Below are 13,114 nucleotides of genomic sequence, written 5' to 3'. Positions count from 1 at the left end.
GTCGGCCCCGGCTAATAGCTGGCTAACCGATGCTTCGATCTGCGCTTGGTCAAGTGTACTGGCCACCGCTAAGACAAAATGTACGTCGCTGCGCTGGCTGGCGATAAGCTTGGCGGCGGCAATTTGCGTTGGCAATAGCCGTTTAATTTCTGACTTGCGACTGCCAGGAAACAGCGCCACCAGCTGTTTATTCGCAGCTTTTTGATCGAGTGCGAAGCGACTCAGCAGTGCGGCCTTATCGGCGCTGGGCTGCACCTCATCAACCAAAGGGTTACCGACAAATCTAACGGGTACCTTAGCTTGCGTATAAAAATCAACTTCAAACGGAAACAGCACCGCCATCATGTCGATACGCTGGCGCATTTTGTGAACTCGATGCGGACGCCAAGCCCAAACCTGTGGGCCAATATAAAATAAGGTTTTTATGCCAATCGATTTCGCGTACTCTGCCAGCTGCATATTGAATTCTTGATAATCTACCAAGATCACTAAGTCAGGTCGCTTGTCGCGCACCAGCTGTTTCATCTGCTCTAGCGCGGCTTTAATTTTACGGTAGTTTTTTAATACTTCGATCAGCCCAATCACCGCCAGTTCGCTGCAGTCGATGACCACCTCGGCGCCTGCGCTGCGCAGCTTATCACCACCCATGGCATAGACATCGAGCGACGCTTGTTTTTGCTGCATCGCGGCCAGCATATTGGCGGCATGCAAATCGCCGGAGGCCTCACCAGCGCTGATCACAATGCAGGGCATAACCTTTATGCAACTACCGATTTAATAACGTCGCAAATGCTAGCGATATGCTCTTCGCTGAGCTCAGGAAAAATAGGCAGCGCAAAGCACTGCGTTGCCAGACGCTCTGCTACCGGCAAACTGATATCGGCAAATTGCTCTGCGTAAACATCTTGACGGTGCAGCGGGATGGGGTAATAAATAGCACAGCCAATGCCCTTATCTTGCAGCGCCTGCATAATGGCATCGCGTTTTTCATGCAAACAGACATATTGATGAAACACATGTTTACCCACGCCATCTTCATGAGGCGTGATCACCGAGGTGCCCGCTAAACCTTGTTGATAGGCTTGATTAACGCGGCGGCGATTATCGTTATAGCTGTCAATATGCTTAAGCTTAACGCGTAAAATACAGGCCTGCAGCTCGTCCAGTCGTGAATTATAGCCAATGTCGGTATGGTGGTAGCGTACCCGCATGCCGTGGTTGCGTAAAATTTTCGCCTCTTCGTATAGCGCTGTATCGTTAGTTGCGATCATGCCGCCGTCGCCATAGCAGCCGAGGTTTTTACTGGGGAAAAAGCTAAACGAGCCGGCCAAACCAAAGCTGCCGGTTTGTTTACCACCAATATCGGCACCAAAGCTTTGCGCACAGTCTTCTAACACGGTTATGCCTAAGGGCTCGGCCAGCGCTAAAATAGCTGGCATATCAACCGGCTGGCCAAAAATATGAACCGGCATGATGGCCTTGGTTTTATCGGTAATCGCGGCTTTGATCGCAGCAAGGCTAATATTGTAGGTATCGGGCTCAACGTCGACAAACACCGGGGTGGCACCGACATAGCTTATCGCTTCGCCTGTGGCGATAAAGGTAAATGGTGAAGTTATCACTTCATCGCCTTCGCCGATCCCTGCTGCGCGCAGTGCCAAATGCAATGCATCGGTGCCAGAGTTTAGTCCAAGACAATGTTTAACCCCTAAATAGTCGGCGGCCTCTTGTTCAAAGGCTTGCACATTTGGGCCCAAGATAAACTGACAGGATTCTAGGGCTTGGCTGAGCGCAGTATCAACCTCGTCTTTTATCGCATGATACTGCTGCTTTAAATCGACCATTGGAATATTCATTGGCTACTCTCGTATTCGATCAGTGTCTTCACGCTAATCGTTATTCATTAAACAATTTGGAGATGGTAATGGCGGTAGCGAGTGCTTTCTTACCGTCTTCACCACTCACCAGGGCTGGGCTGCCGGTTTCGATACTGTGTAAAAACGCGATAATTTCGGCTTTTAAGGCATCGTTATTGTCAAAGTTTTGCTCGCTGACCAAGATTTCGTTAACCCCGTGCTCATTCAGCTGCTCGCCTTTTTGGTAAACGTTTAGGCCGCGATTTTGAAAATCCACCGTGACGCAGGAGTTGGCCTGAAACAGGCGCATTTTACGTTCGGTTTTCATTGAAATGCGGCTTGCGGTCACGTTGGCCACACAGCCGTTTTCAAATTCTAAGCGCGCATTGGCGATATCGGTGATCGGGGTTAATACTGGCGTGCCCGAGGCAGAAATGTTTTTTAATGGCGACTTCACGATATTTAAGATGATATCGATATCATGAATCATCAAATCCAGCACTACGTTGACGTCGTTGGCACGCGGATTATACGGCGCTAGGCGGTGTGACTCGATAAACACAGGTTCCGTAATCACATCATCTGCAGCCAACATCGCGGCATTAAAACGCTCTAAAAAGCCCACTTGAATCAATAGGTTATTTGCCTTAGCGAGGGCGATAAGCTGGTCTGCCTCCGCCTCGGTGACGGTAATCGGCTTTTCTATCAGCACATGCGCACCGTGGCTTAAAAAATCTTTGGCAATTTGATAATGCAGGGTCGTTGGCGCCGCAATGCTGACCGCGTCGACTTTGCCAAGCAAGCTGCGGTAGTCGGTAAGCGCCTGCACATTGGGATACTGCGCCGCTATCTGATCGGCCGTGCTTTGCTGGTAGTCGACCACGGCCAGTAGCTCGCTGTTGTCGAGTTCGGCATATTTTTGCGCGTGAAATTTGCCTAAATAGCCTACGCCAATAACGGCCGTTTTTAATCGTTTCATAGCTGTATCGTGATTATCAATCTGCGCCGATTATAGCAGCTAACGCCATGAAAAGTATGACCAATCTGACAGCCTATGCTGCGTTATTTGATTATCTGCCAGATAACAAAAAATTGTCGCCAATATGTTTTGCCATGCTGTTATACTAGCGGCTATTTGTCATCTATCTAAATCAATAATAAGGATTGCGCATGTCACTTGCTGTTCATCGCATGGCCGAGCTAGATCTTCGCGGCAAACGGGTGTTAATTCGCCAAGATTTGAATGTGCCGATTAAAGCCGGCAAGGTAAGCTCTGATGCCAGAATTCGAGCCTCTTTACCAACCATTAAATTAGCCCTCGAACAAGGCGCTGCGGTGATTGTAATGTCGCATTTAGGCCGGCCCGTTGAAGGTGGCAGCGCAGCTGAAAACGCCGACTATAGTTTAGCGCCCGTTGCCAGCCATATGGGCGAGCTATTAGGCCAGGCGATTCCGCTGGTCGATAACTATCTTGCGCAGGGCGTGGATGTTGCTGCAGGTGAGGTCGTCTTGTTAGAAAACGTGCGCTTTAACGCCGGTGAGAAAAAAGACGATGCAGGCCTTGCACAGCAATATGCCGCTTTGGCCGACGTATTTGTGATGGATGCCTTTGGTACCGCACACCGTGCCCAAGCTTCTACGCATGGGGTTGCCAAATATGCCGATCTTGCCTGTGCCGGACCTTTGCTTGCCGGCGAGCTGGATGCACTAGAGCAGGCACTGGCAGAGCCAGCACGTCCAATGGTGGCGATTGTTGGTGGTTCGAAAGTCTCAACTAAATTAACCGTGCTAGAAAGCCTCGCCGATATCGCTGACCAAATTATTGTTGGCGGCGGCATTGCAAACACCTTTTTGGCCGCCAATGGTCAGCCGGTCGGCAAATCATTATATGAGGCCGACTTAATCGATAACGCTAAGACGCTGATGGCCAAAACCCATGTGCCCGTGCCCAGCGATGTGGTGTGCGGCAAAGCCTTTGCCGAAGATGCCGAGGCCAGCCTAAAAGCTGCCAGCGACGTCGCTGATGACGATATGATTTTTGATATTGGGCCAGAGTCGGCGGCGGCACTGGCGAGTATTCTTAAAGATGCCAAAACCATTTTATGGAACGGCCCGGTTGGCGTATTTGAATTTGACCAATTTGCCGGCGGCACTGAAGCGCTGTCGATGGCGATTGCCGACAGTCAGGGCTTTTCTATTGCCGGTGGTGGCGATACCTTAGCCGCGGTAGACAAATACGGTATTGCCGATAAGGTATCGTATATCTCAACCGGCGGCGGCGCCTTTTTAGAATATGTTGAAGGCAAAGAATTACCGGCCGTGGCGATGTTAAAATCGCGCTATAGCGCCGCATAAACCGTTACAATACCCGTTTTTCAGGAGACCAATTATGGCACTTATTTCGATGCGCCAGATGCTAGACCACGCTGCCGAGTATGGCTATGGCGTGCCCGCATTCAATGTAAATAACCTTGAGCAAATGCGCGCTATTATGGAAGCCGCCGATAAAACCGATTCGCCGGTGATTGTGCAGGCTTCTGCAGGTGCACGTAAGTATGCCGGTGCGCCGTTTCTGCGTCATTTGATCTTGGCCGCGATCGAAGAGTTTCCGCATATTCCGGTATGTATGCACCAAGACCACGGCACCTCGCCAGCAGTTTGCCAGCGCTCTATTCAGCTTGGCTTTTCATCTGTGATGATGGACGGTTCGCTGGGCGAAGACGGCAAAACGCCGGCTGACTACGATTACAATGTAGACGTGACCAAGCGCACGGTTGATATGGCGCATGCCTGCGGCGTATCGGTAGAAGGTGAGCTGGGTTGTTTGGGCTCTCTAGAAACCGGTGAGGCCGGCGAAGAAGACGGCATTGGTGCGGCCGGTAAGCTGACCATGGATCAGATGTTGACCGATCCTGAAGAAGCCGCTGACTTTGTGCAAAAAACTCAGGTAGACGCTTTGGCTATTGCCTGCGGTACCTCTCACGGAGCCTACAAGTTTACCCGCCCACCAACAGGCGATATCCTGGCGATTGACCGCATTAAAGCAATTCATGCGCGTATTCCGAATACCCACTTAGTTATGCATGGCTCATCGTCGGTGCCGCAAGAATGGCTGGCAGTAATTAATGAGTTTGGTGGCGAGATCCCTGAAACCTATGGTGTGCCGGTTGAGCAGATTGTTGAAGGCATTAAGCATGGGGTACGCAAAGTAAATATTGATACCGACTTACGCCTTGCCTCTACCGGTGCTGTACGTCGCTTTATGGCAGAAAACCCAGCAGAGTTTGACCCGCGTAAGTATTTAGCAAAAACCACCGCAGCAATGACGGAGATTTGTATTGCCCGTTATGAAGCCTTTGGCACCGCCGGCAATGCCTCAAAGATTAAGGCCATCTCTTTAGATGATATGTTTGCCCGTTATGACAGCGGCGAGCTGGCCGCTAAAATCGCCTAATATCCTCTTACAGAATATCTATGCGTAATGTTACAGGCCGCTATTGCGGCCTTTTTTGTGCCTCATCAACAGCTGGCCGTTCTTTTTAATTCGCGGACTTTCAGTTGCGGTTAACGCTTTAGCCTTAACAATATCCAGCAACGTGCCTAATGCGGGCCAAACTGCTGCCATAGCGTTTCAAACTGCGCCTGAAAATCCTGAACCAGCTGCGGCTGATTGGTAACGATTATATTTTCGTTATTGCGCGTGGTGGCGGAGCGTGTCCAATTAAAACTGCCGCTGGCTAGCATCACACCGTCGCGAATCACAAATTTATGGTGCATATGCGCGGGGTCGTTATCCATGCGAACGCGAATGCCAGCCTTGCGCAGGGTGCGAATGTCGGAGCCTTTATCGTGTGACTTTTCATCATCGGTAATAATCCGCACCTCAACACCCCGTTGAAAGGCTTCTAGTAGAGCACTGGAAAGCGTATTGTCGGAGATCGTGAACACGCAGACATCGAGCGTACGCTGGGCATGTTTACACATTACCAGCAGGCGCTGGCGCACATCTTCGCCGGGACTAAAATAGGCGCTGGCCTGTAGACTTTCGTCTTGGTGCGAAAGCTTTTTAATCAAGCTTTCTAGCCAATCTAGCACCTGCAACGGCGGATGCTGCTCGGCAATATGCGCCTTAGCCAGTGCAAACGCACGGTTACGAAGGTAGTTTAAGCTTGCGGCATCTAAGTCGTTGGCAAAGGCAGAAAAAGCGCGGCGCTCGTTTTTTGACAAGTTATCATCGGCGACTAACTGCGCCAATACTTGGTCTAGTTGTTGTGTATCCATACTGTATCTGTCGTAGTTTGTCCGCTAAATCGACGGTATTTATGCTAAGATAGCCAGTGACTTTACAATAATATAAGCCCTAGCACATGTTTTTAGATGCCTTTTTTCAACAGCAGCAGTCTGTCATTACCATAAGCCCTGAGCAAGCAAGCCGCTTTGCAAAATCAATCGCCAACGACTTTAATCCGATTCACGATCCTGAACATAAGCGCTTTTGCGTGCCCGGTGATTTATTGTTTGCCTTAGTGCTAAACCAGTACGGCATGCATCAACAGATGCAATTTAGTTTTGAAGGCATGGTGGGCAAATCTGTTGAGCTGTGTTTTCCCAGTGAAACTAACATGCCTTTTACGCTGAGAGATGTAAATGATAAGCACTATTTGCGGGTTGATGCTGACGGTGAGGTGTTACATGATCAGCAAAAAATTGCCGATTTTGTGCGTGCCTACGTACGGTTTTCGGGCTTAAATTTCACCGATATTTTAGTGCCCTTAATGCAGCAGCATGAAATTATGATAAACCCAGCACGCCCACTGGTAATATATGAAAAGATGGACTTTAGCCTTAACGACTTTAACTTCAGCGCAATCAACTTAGCATTAACTAGCGCCGAGCTAGACGTTCAAGGTAAACGAGGTGATGCTGTAATTAAGTTTGCTCTGCGTGATGGCGAGCGTGAGATTGGCAGCGGCAGTAAAACCCTCGTGCTAAGCGGCTTACGTGCAATTGAGCATGACAGTATTGAACAAATGCTATCACTGTATAATGCTCGCAAGCATAGCTATGATGATCAAGCTGCCTAACGCATTTAATCATGTCGCGTTTTTCTTTTGCATTACAGCCCTTTGCCCATTCAGCAAACGGGCCGAGTGCTGAAGCAAAAGCGTATTTTGATTTTTATGACCTGAATATAACATCGGTTAATACATTAAACATTCAGCATCAATTTGGTGCTGTGGTGGTTGATGATTTCAGCATTGCCTGCCATTTATATTCACACCCAAGCTTTTCACATAGCGCCATTATTTCACACGGCTATATGGACCACAGCGGTCTATACCAGCATTTAATTCGCCACTTATTAAGCCTTGGCTATAATGTGCTGATTTATGACTTACCCGGACATGGCCTATCTTCGGGTGATCAAGCAGGGATTGACAGCTTTGCCCGTTATCAACAGGTATTACACGATTTGTTAGCGCAGTTGGCTGACGAATTACCTAAGCCTTGGACGATTATTGGACAGAGCATGGGCGGTGCTATCAGTGCTGACTTTGTGCTCCATCAACAGCGGTTTGATATTGCAAGGCTTGTTTTATTGGCGCCGCTGTTAGTACCCAAGCACTGGCAGCAGATTCAGCGCAAGCTGGTAGCGATGCAATTTTTAGTGAATGAAGTACCGCGAAAATTTAATAATAGTTCGTCTGATCAACAGTTTTTACAGTTTTTACAGCAAGATCCCTTGCAAACACGGGTGGTAAAAACCAATTGGGTGCAGGCTTTAAATGCTTGGCAAAGTCATATTCAAGCCAGCTACCGCTCAGATATTCCCTGTTTATTAATTCAGGGAGAGCAAGATAACACCATAGATTGGCAGCTAAGCGTGCCTTTTTATCAGCAAAAATTTGGCCGTAGTGAAACCTTGATGTTGCCCGAGGCTAACCATCATCTAGTGTGCGAGGCTGAAGCCATACGGAAACAGATTTTTACCCGACTTGATAAGTTTGTAAACGGCGGCTGTGCTTAATAAGCAACGATATATGCGCTTTATTCTACCGTTACCGACTTAGCTAAGTTGCGCGGCTGATCGACATCGGTGCCTTTAACTAAGGCCACATGATACGATAACAGCTGCAGCGGCAGGTTATATACAATAGGCTGTAGCACATCTGCCATATGCGGCAGATTAATCACCGTTACCTGCTCTGAATTTTCAAAGCCGGCGTCTTTATCGGCAAACACAAATAGTCGTCCACCGCGTGCGGCAACTTCTTCTAAATTAGACTTTAGCTTTTCTAACAATTCGTCATTGGGTGCAACTGCCACCACTGGCATGTCTTCATCGACAAGCGCTAGCGGGCCATGTTTTAATTCGCCTGCGGGGTATGCCTCAGCGTGTATATAAGAAATTTCTTTCAGTTTTAATGCGCCTTCCATTGCGATGGGGTACATAATGCCGCGGCCTAAAAATAGCGCATGGTGTTTTTCACTGAAACATTCAAAAATTGCTTCGATTTCAGCTTCCAGTTTTAACACCTCTGTGCACAGAGCAGGCAAAGTGTGTAAGCCGGCAATAATCTCTTGCTCTTGTGCCTCAGACAGGCCGTTATGTTTTGCTAAATAAATGGTTAGCAATAATAAAGCCGCTAGCTGTGTGGTAAATGCCTTGGTTGAGGCTACACCAATTTCAGGCCCTGCCTCGGTCATCAGCGCCAAATCTGATTCTCGCACCAGCGAACTCTGCGCCACATTACAAATGGTCATGGTGGTCGCATAGCCTTTTTGTTTGGCTAAGCGCAGCGCCGCCAGGGTATCTGCGGTTTCTCCGGACTGCGATATCGTCAATAGCAGCGTATTGGGCTGTACCACCACTTTGCGGTAACGGTATTCACTGGCAACTTCAACGCGACAGACAATATCGGCGTATTGTTCTATCCAGTATTTAGCCACGGTCGCGGCATGATAGCTGGTGCCGCAGGCTACAATTTGCACGGCCTGTATATCTTTTAATAGCGCCTGTGCTTCATAGCCAAACGCTGCATCTAACAGCCGGTTATGATTAATTTTGCCCTGAATAGTCGCTTTAATCACCGCTGGCTGTTCATAAATTTCTTTCAGCATGAAGTGCTTATATTCACCCTTATCAGCAGTNTCGACAACGTCGGTGATTTCGGCAATATGACGATCGACTTCAGCGTCTTGGTGATAAATGCGATAGCCATCGGCGCTGATATCGGCAATATCGCCTTCTTCTAAATAAATAAACTGATCGGTTACCTGACGCAGCGCTAATTGATCAGAGGCAATAAACATTTCATCAACGCCCAGGCCTAATACCAGCGGGCTACCGCTGCGTGCAGCGATTAGGCGATTGTCGTCATGCTTACTGATAACCGCGAGACCATACGCGCCTTGTAATTTACTGATGGTTTGTTTCACTGCGGCTAACAAATCGTTTGTTTCTTGATATGCGCTATCAATCAGGTGCACGATCGTTTCAGTATCGGTTTCGGATACAAAGCTATAGCCTTTGGCCTCGAGTTCTGTGCGCAGTGCCTGAAAGTTTTCGATGATGCCGTTGTGCACGAGGGCAAAATTTTCACCGGAGAAATGCGGGTGTGCGTTTTCTAGAGTTGGTTTGCCGTGGGTTGCCCAGCGCGTATGTGCAATACCAATATTGCCTGACTGCTGTGCTGATTGACTGGCTTCTACTAATGCTGCAACTTTTCCTACTGCTTTAACAATATTCAATTGTTGCTGTTTATCAATGACTGCTATACCGGCAGAGTCGTAGCCGCGGTATTCCAGTCGCTGTAAACCTCGCAGTAAGATTTTTTGTATCGGCCGATGACTGACCGCACCCACAATGCCACACATTAGCTTTTCTTCTTAGGCCGAACCCAGCCGCTTAGGTTTTTTTGTTTACCGCGTGCTAGGGCTAGCTCTTCGGCGGCAACATCTTTGGTAATGGTTGAACCCGCCGCAACGGTGGCTGTTTCGCCAATCTGCACGGGCGCCACCAGTGCAGTGTTTGAGCCAATAAAGGCGTGATCGTCAATGACGGTTTGGTGCTTATTGACGCCATCATAATTACAGGTAATGGTGCCAGCACCAATATTAACTTGCTCGCCTATCGTGCTGTCACCAATATAGCTAAGGTGGTTCACTTTAGACCCTGCCCCAATGCTGGCTTTTTTCGTTTCAACAAAGTTGCCCACTTTGGCGCCATTGGCGAGTACCGTGCCTGGACGGATTCGAGCAAACGGCCCAACTTGGCAGCTTTCACCGATTTGTCCTTCTTCGACAATACTATTAGGCAAGATTTGCGTGCCGGCGCCAATCACGGTTTTCTTGTTCGGGCTGCCAATAATGCAGTTTGCGCTGATTACGACATCGCTGCCTAACTCTACCTCGCCTTGTAAGATTACATTGGCATCGATGGTGACATCTTGCGCTACGCGAATTTCGCCGCGAATATCTAAGCGTGATGGATCAATGACCGTCGCGCCCTGCTGCATCAGTTGTTCCGCTTGGCGTTGTTGATAGGCGCGCTCAAGCTTTGCTAATTGCTGTTTATCATTCACGCCCTGAACTTCGACTTCGTCTTCGATATCGACACTGGCTATATTTACCCCAGCGGCAACGGCCAATGCGATGATATCGGTAAGATAATATTCACCCTGTGCATTTTGATTGCTTAACTGCGGTAGCAGCTGCTTTAATAGCGCGGTTTCCACCGCCATGATGCCGGTATTGGTTTCTTGAATCTGCTGTTGCTGCGCTGATGCGTCTTTTTCTTCGACGATCGCGACAATATTGCCCTGTTCACGCACTATGCGACCATAGCCTCTAGGATTATCTAGACAGATTGTTAACAGCGCTAAGCGCTGTTGCTGGGCATTTTCAATTAACTGCTGCATGGTTGCGCTGCTGACTAACGGCACATCGCCATAGAGGATAATCGTAATCCCATCATCAGCCATGCTTGGCATAGCCTGCTGTACCGCATGGCCGGTGCCTAGCTGCTCGGCTTGTAAACACCAGTTAACCGGCGCGGTAATCGCATTTTGTACCTCAGCTGCACCGTGGCCATAGACAATATGTAAATGGCTGTTCTCTAAACAAGCCGCGCTGTCGATAACGTGTTGCAGCAGTGGTTTGCCGGCCAATTGTTGCAGCACTTTAGGCCGTTGTGAACGCATACGGCTGCCTTTGCCGGCCGCTAATATTACAATATCTAAGTGCATAGCATGCTCTGAATTATTTTTTTACAGTCTATCATTACCCGGTGATGACGCAATCATTGGCAACGTTTTCGCGCAATTATAGTCTGCCAGCGCATAAAAAAAGGCCAGCAAATGCTGGCCTTTTAACTATAAACGGTGACTTAACGCTGCTTCAGCTGCTTAATGGCACGTAATCGTGCTTCAGCTTCAGCTAGCTGCATCGTAACGTGTTCGTAATCGAACTCGCCGGATGATCCAGCAATTGCATTTAGTGCATCCTGACGTGCTTTCTCAGCCGAAGCTTCATCGATATCGCCAGCGCGTTCGGCCTCATCGGCCAAAATGCTAACGTGAGTCGGCTGTACTTCTAAATATCCGCCAGATACGTAGAAAACTTCCTCGGTACCACCTTGCTTTATCACGCGAACATAACCAGGGATTAAACTGGTTAACAGCGGCGCGTGATCGTAGATGATGCCTAACTCACCGTCGTGACCAGAAGCGACAACCATCTCAACAAGACCTGAGAAGATTTCGCTGCCGGCGCTAACAATATCGCAATGTACAGTCATTGCCATGCTATTTACCTATCAGCCTTAAAGGTTTTTAGCTTTTTCTAAAGCTTCTTCCATGCTACCTACCATGTAGAAAGCTTGCTCTGGAAGATGATCGTATTCACCAGCAAGGATTGCTTTAAAATCAGCAACGGTTTGCTTCAGTGATACATATTTACCTGGGCTACCGGTGAAGACTTCAGCAACGTGGAAAGGTTGAGATAAGAAACGCTCAATCTTACGTGCACGGTTTACGGTTTGCTTATCTTCTTCAGAAAGCTCGTCCATACCTAAGATGGCAATAATGTCTTTCAACTCTTTATAACGTTGCAGTGCACCTTTCACACCTTCAGCCACTTCATAGTGCTCAGAACCCACAACAAGTGGATCAAGCTGACGTGATGATGAATCTAGTGGATCGATCGCTGGGTAGATACCTTTTGACGCGATATCACGAGAAAGTACAACTTGGCTATCTAAGTGAGCAAAGGTTGTTGCTGGCGATGGATCCGTTAAGTCATCCGCAGGAACATATACCGCTTGGATCGAGGTGATCGAGCCAGTCTTAGTTGACGTGATACGCTCTTGCAGTACACCCATCTCTTCAGCAAGCGTAGGCTGATAACCTACCGCAGAAGGCATACGACCTAGAAGTGCTGATACTTCCGTACCCGCTAGTGTATAACGGTAGATGTTATCAACGAATAATAATACGTCTTTACCTTCATCACGGAATGATTCAGCCATGGTTAAACCCGTTAGTGCAACACGTAAACGGTTACCGGGTGGCTCATTCATCTGACCATATACCATGGCAACTTTAGAGTCTGTAAAGGTTTCAACGTTAACAACGCCAGCTTCCTGCATTTCGTGATAGAAGTCGTTACCCTCACGAGTACGCTCACCAACACCGGCGAAAACAGATAAACCTGAGTGCTCAGTTGCGATGTTATTGATAAGTTCCATCATGTTAACGGTCTTACCAACACCAGCACCACCGAATAGACCAACTTTACCACCCTTAGCGAATGGACAAACCAAGTCGATTACCTTGATACCGGTTTCTAAGATTTCTTCAGACGCGGCTAGCTCATCGTATGAAGGTGCTTTTTGGTGGATTGAGCGACGCTCTTTCTCACCAATTGGGCCACACTCATCGATAGGGTTACCTAATACGTCCATGATACGACCTAAAGTTTCAGGACCTACTGGAACCTGAACTGGCGCACCAGTGTTAGTTGCCTCTAAGCCACGCTTAAGACCTTCTGATGAACCCATCGCGATAGCGCGTACAACGCCGTCGCCCAGCTGCTGCTGAACTTCAAGGGTTAAATCCGTCTCAGTGACAGTTAAGGCATCGTATACCGAAGGTACTGCATCACGTGGGAATTCCACGTCGATTACAGCACCGATAATTTGTACGATACGTCCGCTACTCATTTCGCGTTCCTCTTCAAAATTTAAACTTTGTTGGCTC

Annotated in this window: 12 protein-coding genes; 4 read left to right on the top strand and 8 right to left on the bottom strand. The window is 48.4% G+C overall.

All coding sequences use genetic code 11. The features are described 5' to 3' along the window. The 3 genes from lpxB to HRU21_01475 form a co-directional block, all read right to left on the bottom strand. Positions 1–753: lipid-A-disaccharide synthase (lpxB, locus tag HRU21_01485; protein NRA40959.1), on the bottom strand; the 753-nt coding region annotated here is incomplete at its 3' end. A gap of 5 nt (positions 754–758) precedes the next feature. Beyond that, on the bottom strand, positions 759–1,856 hold the full coding sequence (locus HRU21_01480; protein ID NRA40958.1) for a DegT/DnrJ/EryC1/StrS family aminotransferase: 1,098 nt from the start codon (positions 1,854–1,856) through the stop codon (positions 759–761). Positions 1,857–1,896: 40 nt separating this feature from the next. After that, on the bottom strand, positions 1,897–2,835 hold the full coding sequence (locus tag HRU21_01475) for a Gfo/Idh/MocA family oxidoreductase (GenBank protein NRA40957.1): 939 nt from the start codon (positions 2,833–2,835) through the stop codon (positions 1,897–1,899). A 191-nt stretch (positions 2,836–3,026) separates the two neighbouring features. Here HRU21_01475 and HRU21_01470 point away from each other — a divergent pair, with 191 nt between their 5' ends. Both HRU21_01470 and HRU21_01465 read left to right on the top strand, forming a co-directional pair. Beyond that, positions 3,027–4,211, top strand: coding sequence for a phosphoglycerate kinase (locus tag HRU21_01470; protein ID NRA40956.1), 1,185 nt, complete (start codon positions 3,027–3,029; stop codon positions 4,209–4,211). A 34-nt stretch (positions 4,212–4,245) separates the two neighbouring features. Further along, the gene (locus HRU21_01465; protein NRA40955.1) at positions 4,246–5,310 is read left to right on the top strand and encodes a fructose-bisphosphate aldolase class II; all 1,065 of its coding nucleotides are present in this window, start codon (positions 4,246–4,248) and stop codon (positions 5,308–5,310) included. Positions 5,311–5,456: 146 nt separating this feature from the next. Here the strand turns inward: HRU21_01465 and HRU21_01460 are convergent, their stop codons facing one another. Continuing rightward, positions 5,457–6,137, bottom strand: a complete 681-nt coding sequence (locus HRU21_01460; GenBank protein NRA40954.1) for a DUF1669 domain-containing protein — start codon at positions 6,135–6,137, stop codon at positions 5,457–5,459. Between the two features lie 86 nt (positions 6,138–6,223). Between HRU21_01460 and HRU21_01455 the strand changes: the two genes are divergently transcribed. Both HRU21_01455 and HRU21_01450 read left to right on the top strand, forming a co-directional pair. Next, positions 6,224–6,940, top strand: a complete 717-nt coding sequence (locus HRU21_01455; protein ID NRA40953.1) for a DUF3581 family protein — start codon at positions 6,224–6,226, stop codon at positions 6,938–6,940. Between the two features lie 11 nt (positions 6,941–6,951). Continuing rightward, entirely contained in the window at positions 6,952–7,884 is a 933-nt protein-coding gene (locus HRU21_01450; GenBank protein ID NRA40952.1) for an alpha/beta hydrolase, read from the top strand. A gap of 20 nt (positions 7,885–7,904) precedes the next feature. Here the strand turns inward: HRU21_01450 and glmS are convergent, their stop codons facing one another. From glmS to atpD, 4 genes are all read right to left on the bottom strand, one after another. Next, positions 7,905–9,734, bottom strand: coding sequence for a glutamine--fructose-6-phosphate transaminase (isomerizing) (glmS, locus tag HRU21_01445; GenBank protein NRA40951.1), 1,830 nt, complete (start codon positions 9,732–9,734; stop codon positions 7,905–7,907). Continuing rightward, on the bottom strand, positions 9,734–11,104 hold the full coding sequence (glmU, locus tag HRU21_01440; GenBank protein ID NRA40950.1) for a bifunctional UDP-N-acetylglucosamine diphosphorylase/glucosamine-1-phosphate N-acetyltransferase GlmU: 1,371 nt from the start codon (positions 11,102–11,104) through the stop codon (positions 9,734–9,736). The genes glmS and glmU overlap by 1 nt, the downstream gene beginning before the upstream one ends. A 140-nt stretch (positions 11,105–11,244) precedes the next feature. Further along, the gene (locus tag HRU21_01435; protein NRA40949.1) at positions 11,245–11,661 is read right to left on the bottom strand and encodes a F0F1 ATP synthase subunit epsilon; all 417 of its coding nucleotides are present in this window, start codon (positions 11,659–11,661) and stop codon (positions 11,245–11,247) included. 18 nt (positions 11,662–11,679) lie between these two features. Then, positions 11,680–13,077 carry a F0F1 ATP synthase subunit beta gene (atpD, locus tag HRU21_01430; protein NRA40948.1) on the bottom strand — a complete coding sequence of 466 codons (1,398 nt, stop codon included), beginning with the start codon at positions 13,075–13,077 and terminating at the stop codon, positions 11,680–11,682. Positions 13,078–13,114: the final 37 nt, after the last annotated feature.

Source organism: Pseudomonadales bacterium (genome assembly GCA_013215025.1).
GTDB lineage: Bacteria > Pseudomonadota > Gammaproteobacteria > Pseudomonadales > DT-91 > DT-91.
This window is presented reverse-complemented; position numbering and strand designations above follow the sequence as displayed.

What these genes read in the sequence shown, in the direction of transcription:
- HRU21_01480 (NRA40958.1), bottom strand. Translation starts at nt 1,856, where the DNA reads ATGAATATTCCAATGGTCGATTTAAAGCAGCAGTATCATGCGATAAAA.
- HRU21_01450 (NRA40952.1), top strand. Translation starts at nt 6,952, where the DNA reads ATGTCGCGTTTTTCTTTTGCATTACAGCCCTTTGCCCATTCAGCAAAC.
- atpD (NRA40948.1), bottom strand. Translation starts at nt 13,077, where the DNA reads ATGAGTAGCGGACGTATCGTACAAATTATCGGTGCTGTAATCGACGTG.
- HRU21_01455 (NRA40953.1), top strand. Translation starts at nt 6,224, where the DNA reads ATGTTTTTAGATGCCTTTTTTCAACAGCAGCAGTCTGTCATTACCATA.
- HRU21_01460 (NRA40954.1), bottom strand. Translation starts at nt 6,137, where the DNA reads ATGGATACACAACAACTAGACCAAGTATTGGCGCAGTTAGTCGCCGAT.
- HRU21_01465 (NRA40955.1), top strand. Translation starts at nt 4,246, where the DNA reads ATGGCACTTATTTCGATGCGCCAGATGCTAGACCACGCTGCCGAGTAT.
- glmU (NRA40950.1), bottom strand. Translation starts at nt 11,104, where the DNA reads ATGCACTTAGATATTGTAATATTAGCGGCCGGCAAAGGCAGCCGTATG.
- HRU21_01475 (NRA40957.1), bottom strand. Translation starts at nt 2,835, where the DNA reads ATGAAACGATTAAAAACGGCCGTTATTGGCGTAGGCTATTTAGGCAAA.
- HRU21_01435 (NRA40949.1), bottom strand. Translation starts at nt 11,661, where the DNA reads ATGGCAATGACTGTACATTGCGATATTGTTAGCGCCGGCAGCGAAATC.
- HRU21_01470 (NRA40956.1), top strand. Translation starts at nt 3,027, where the DNA reads ATGTCACTTGCTGTTCATCGCATGGCCGAGCTAGATCTTCGCGGCAAA.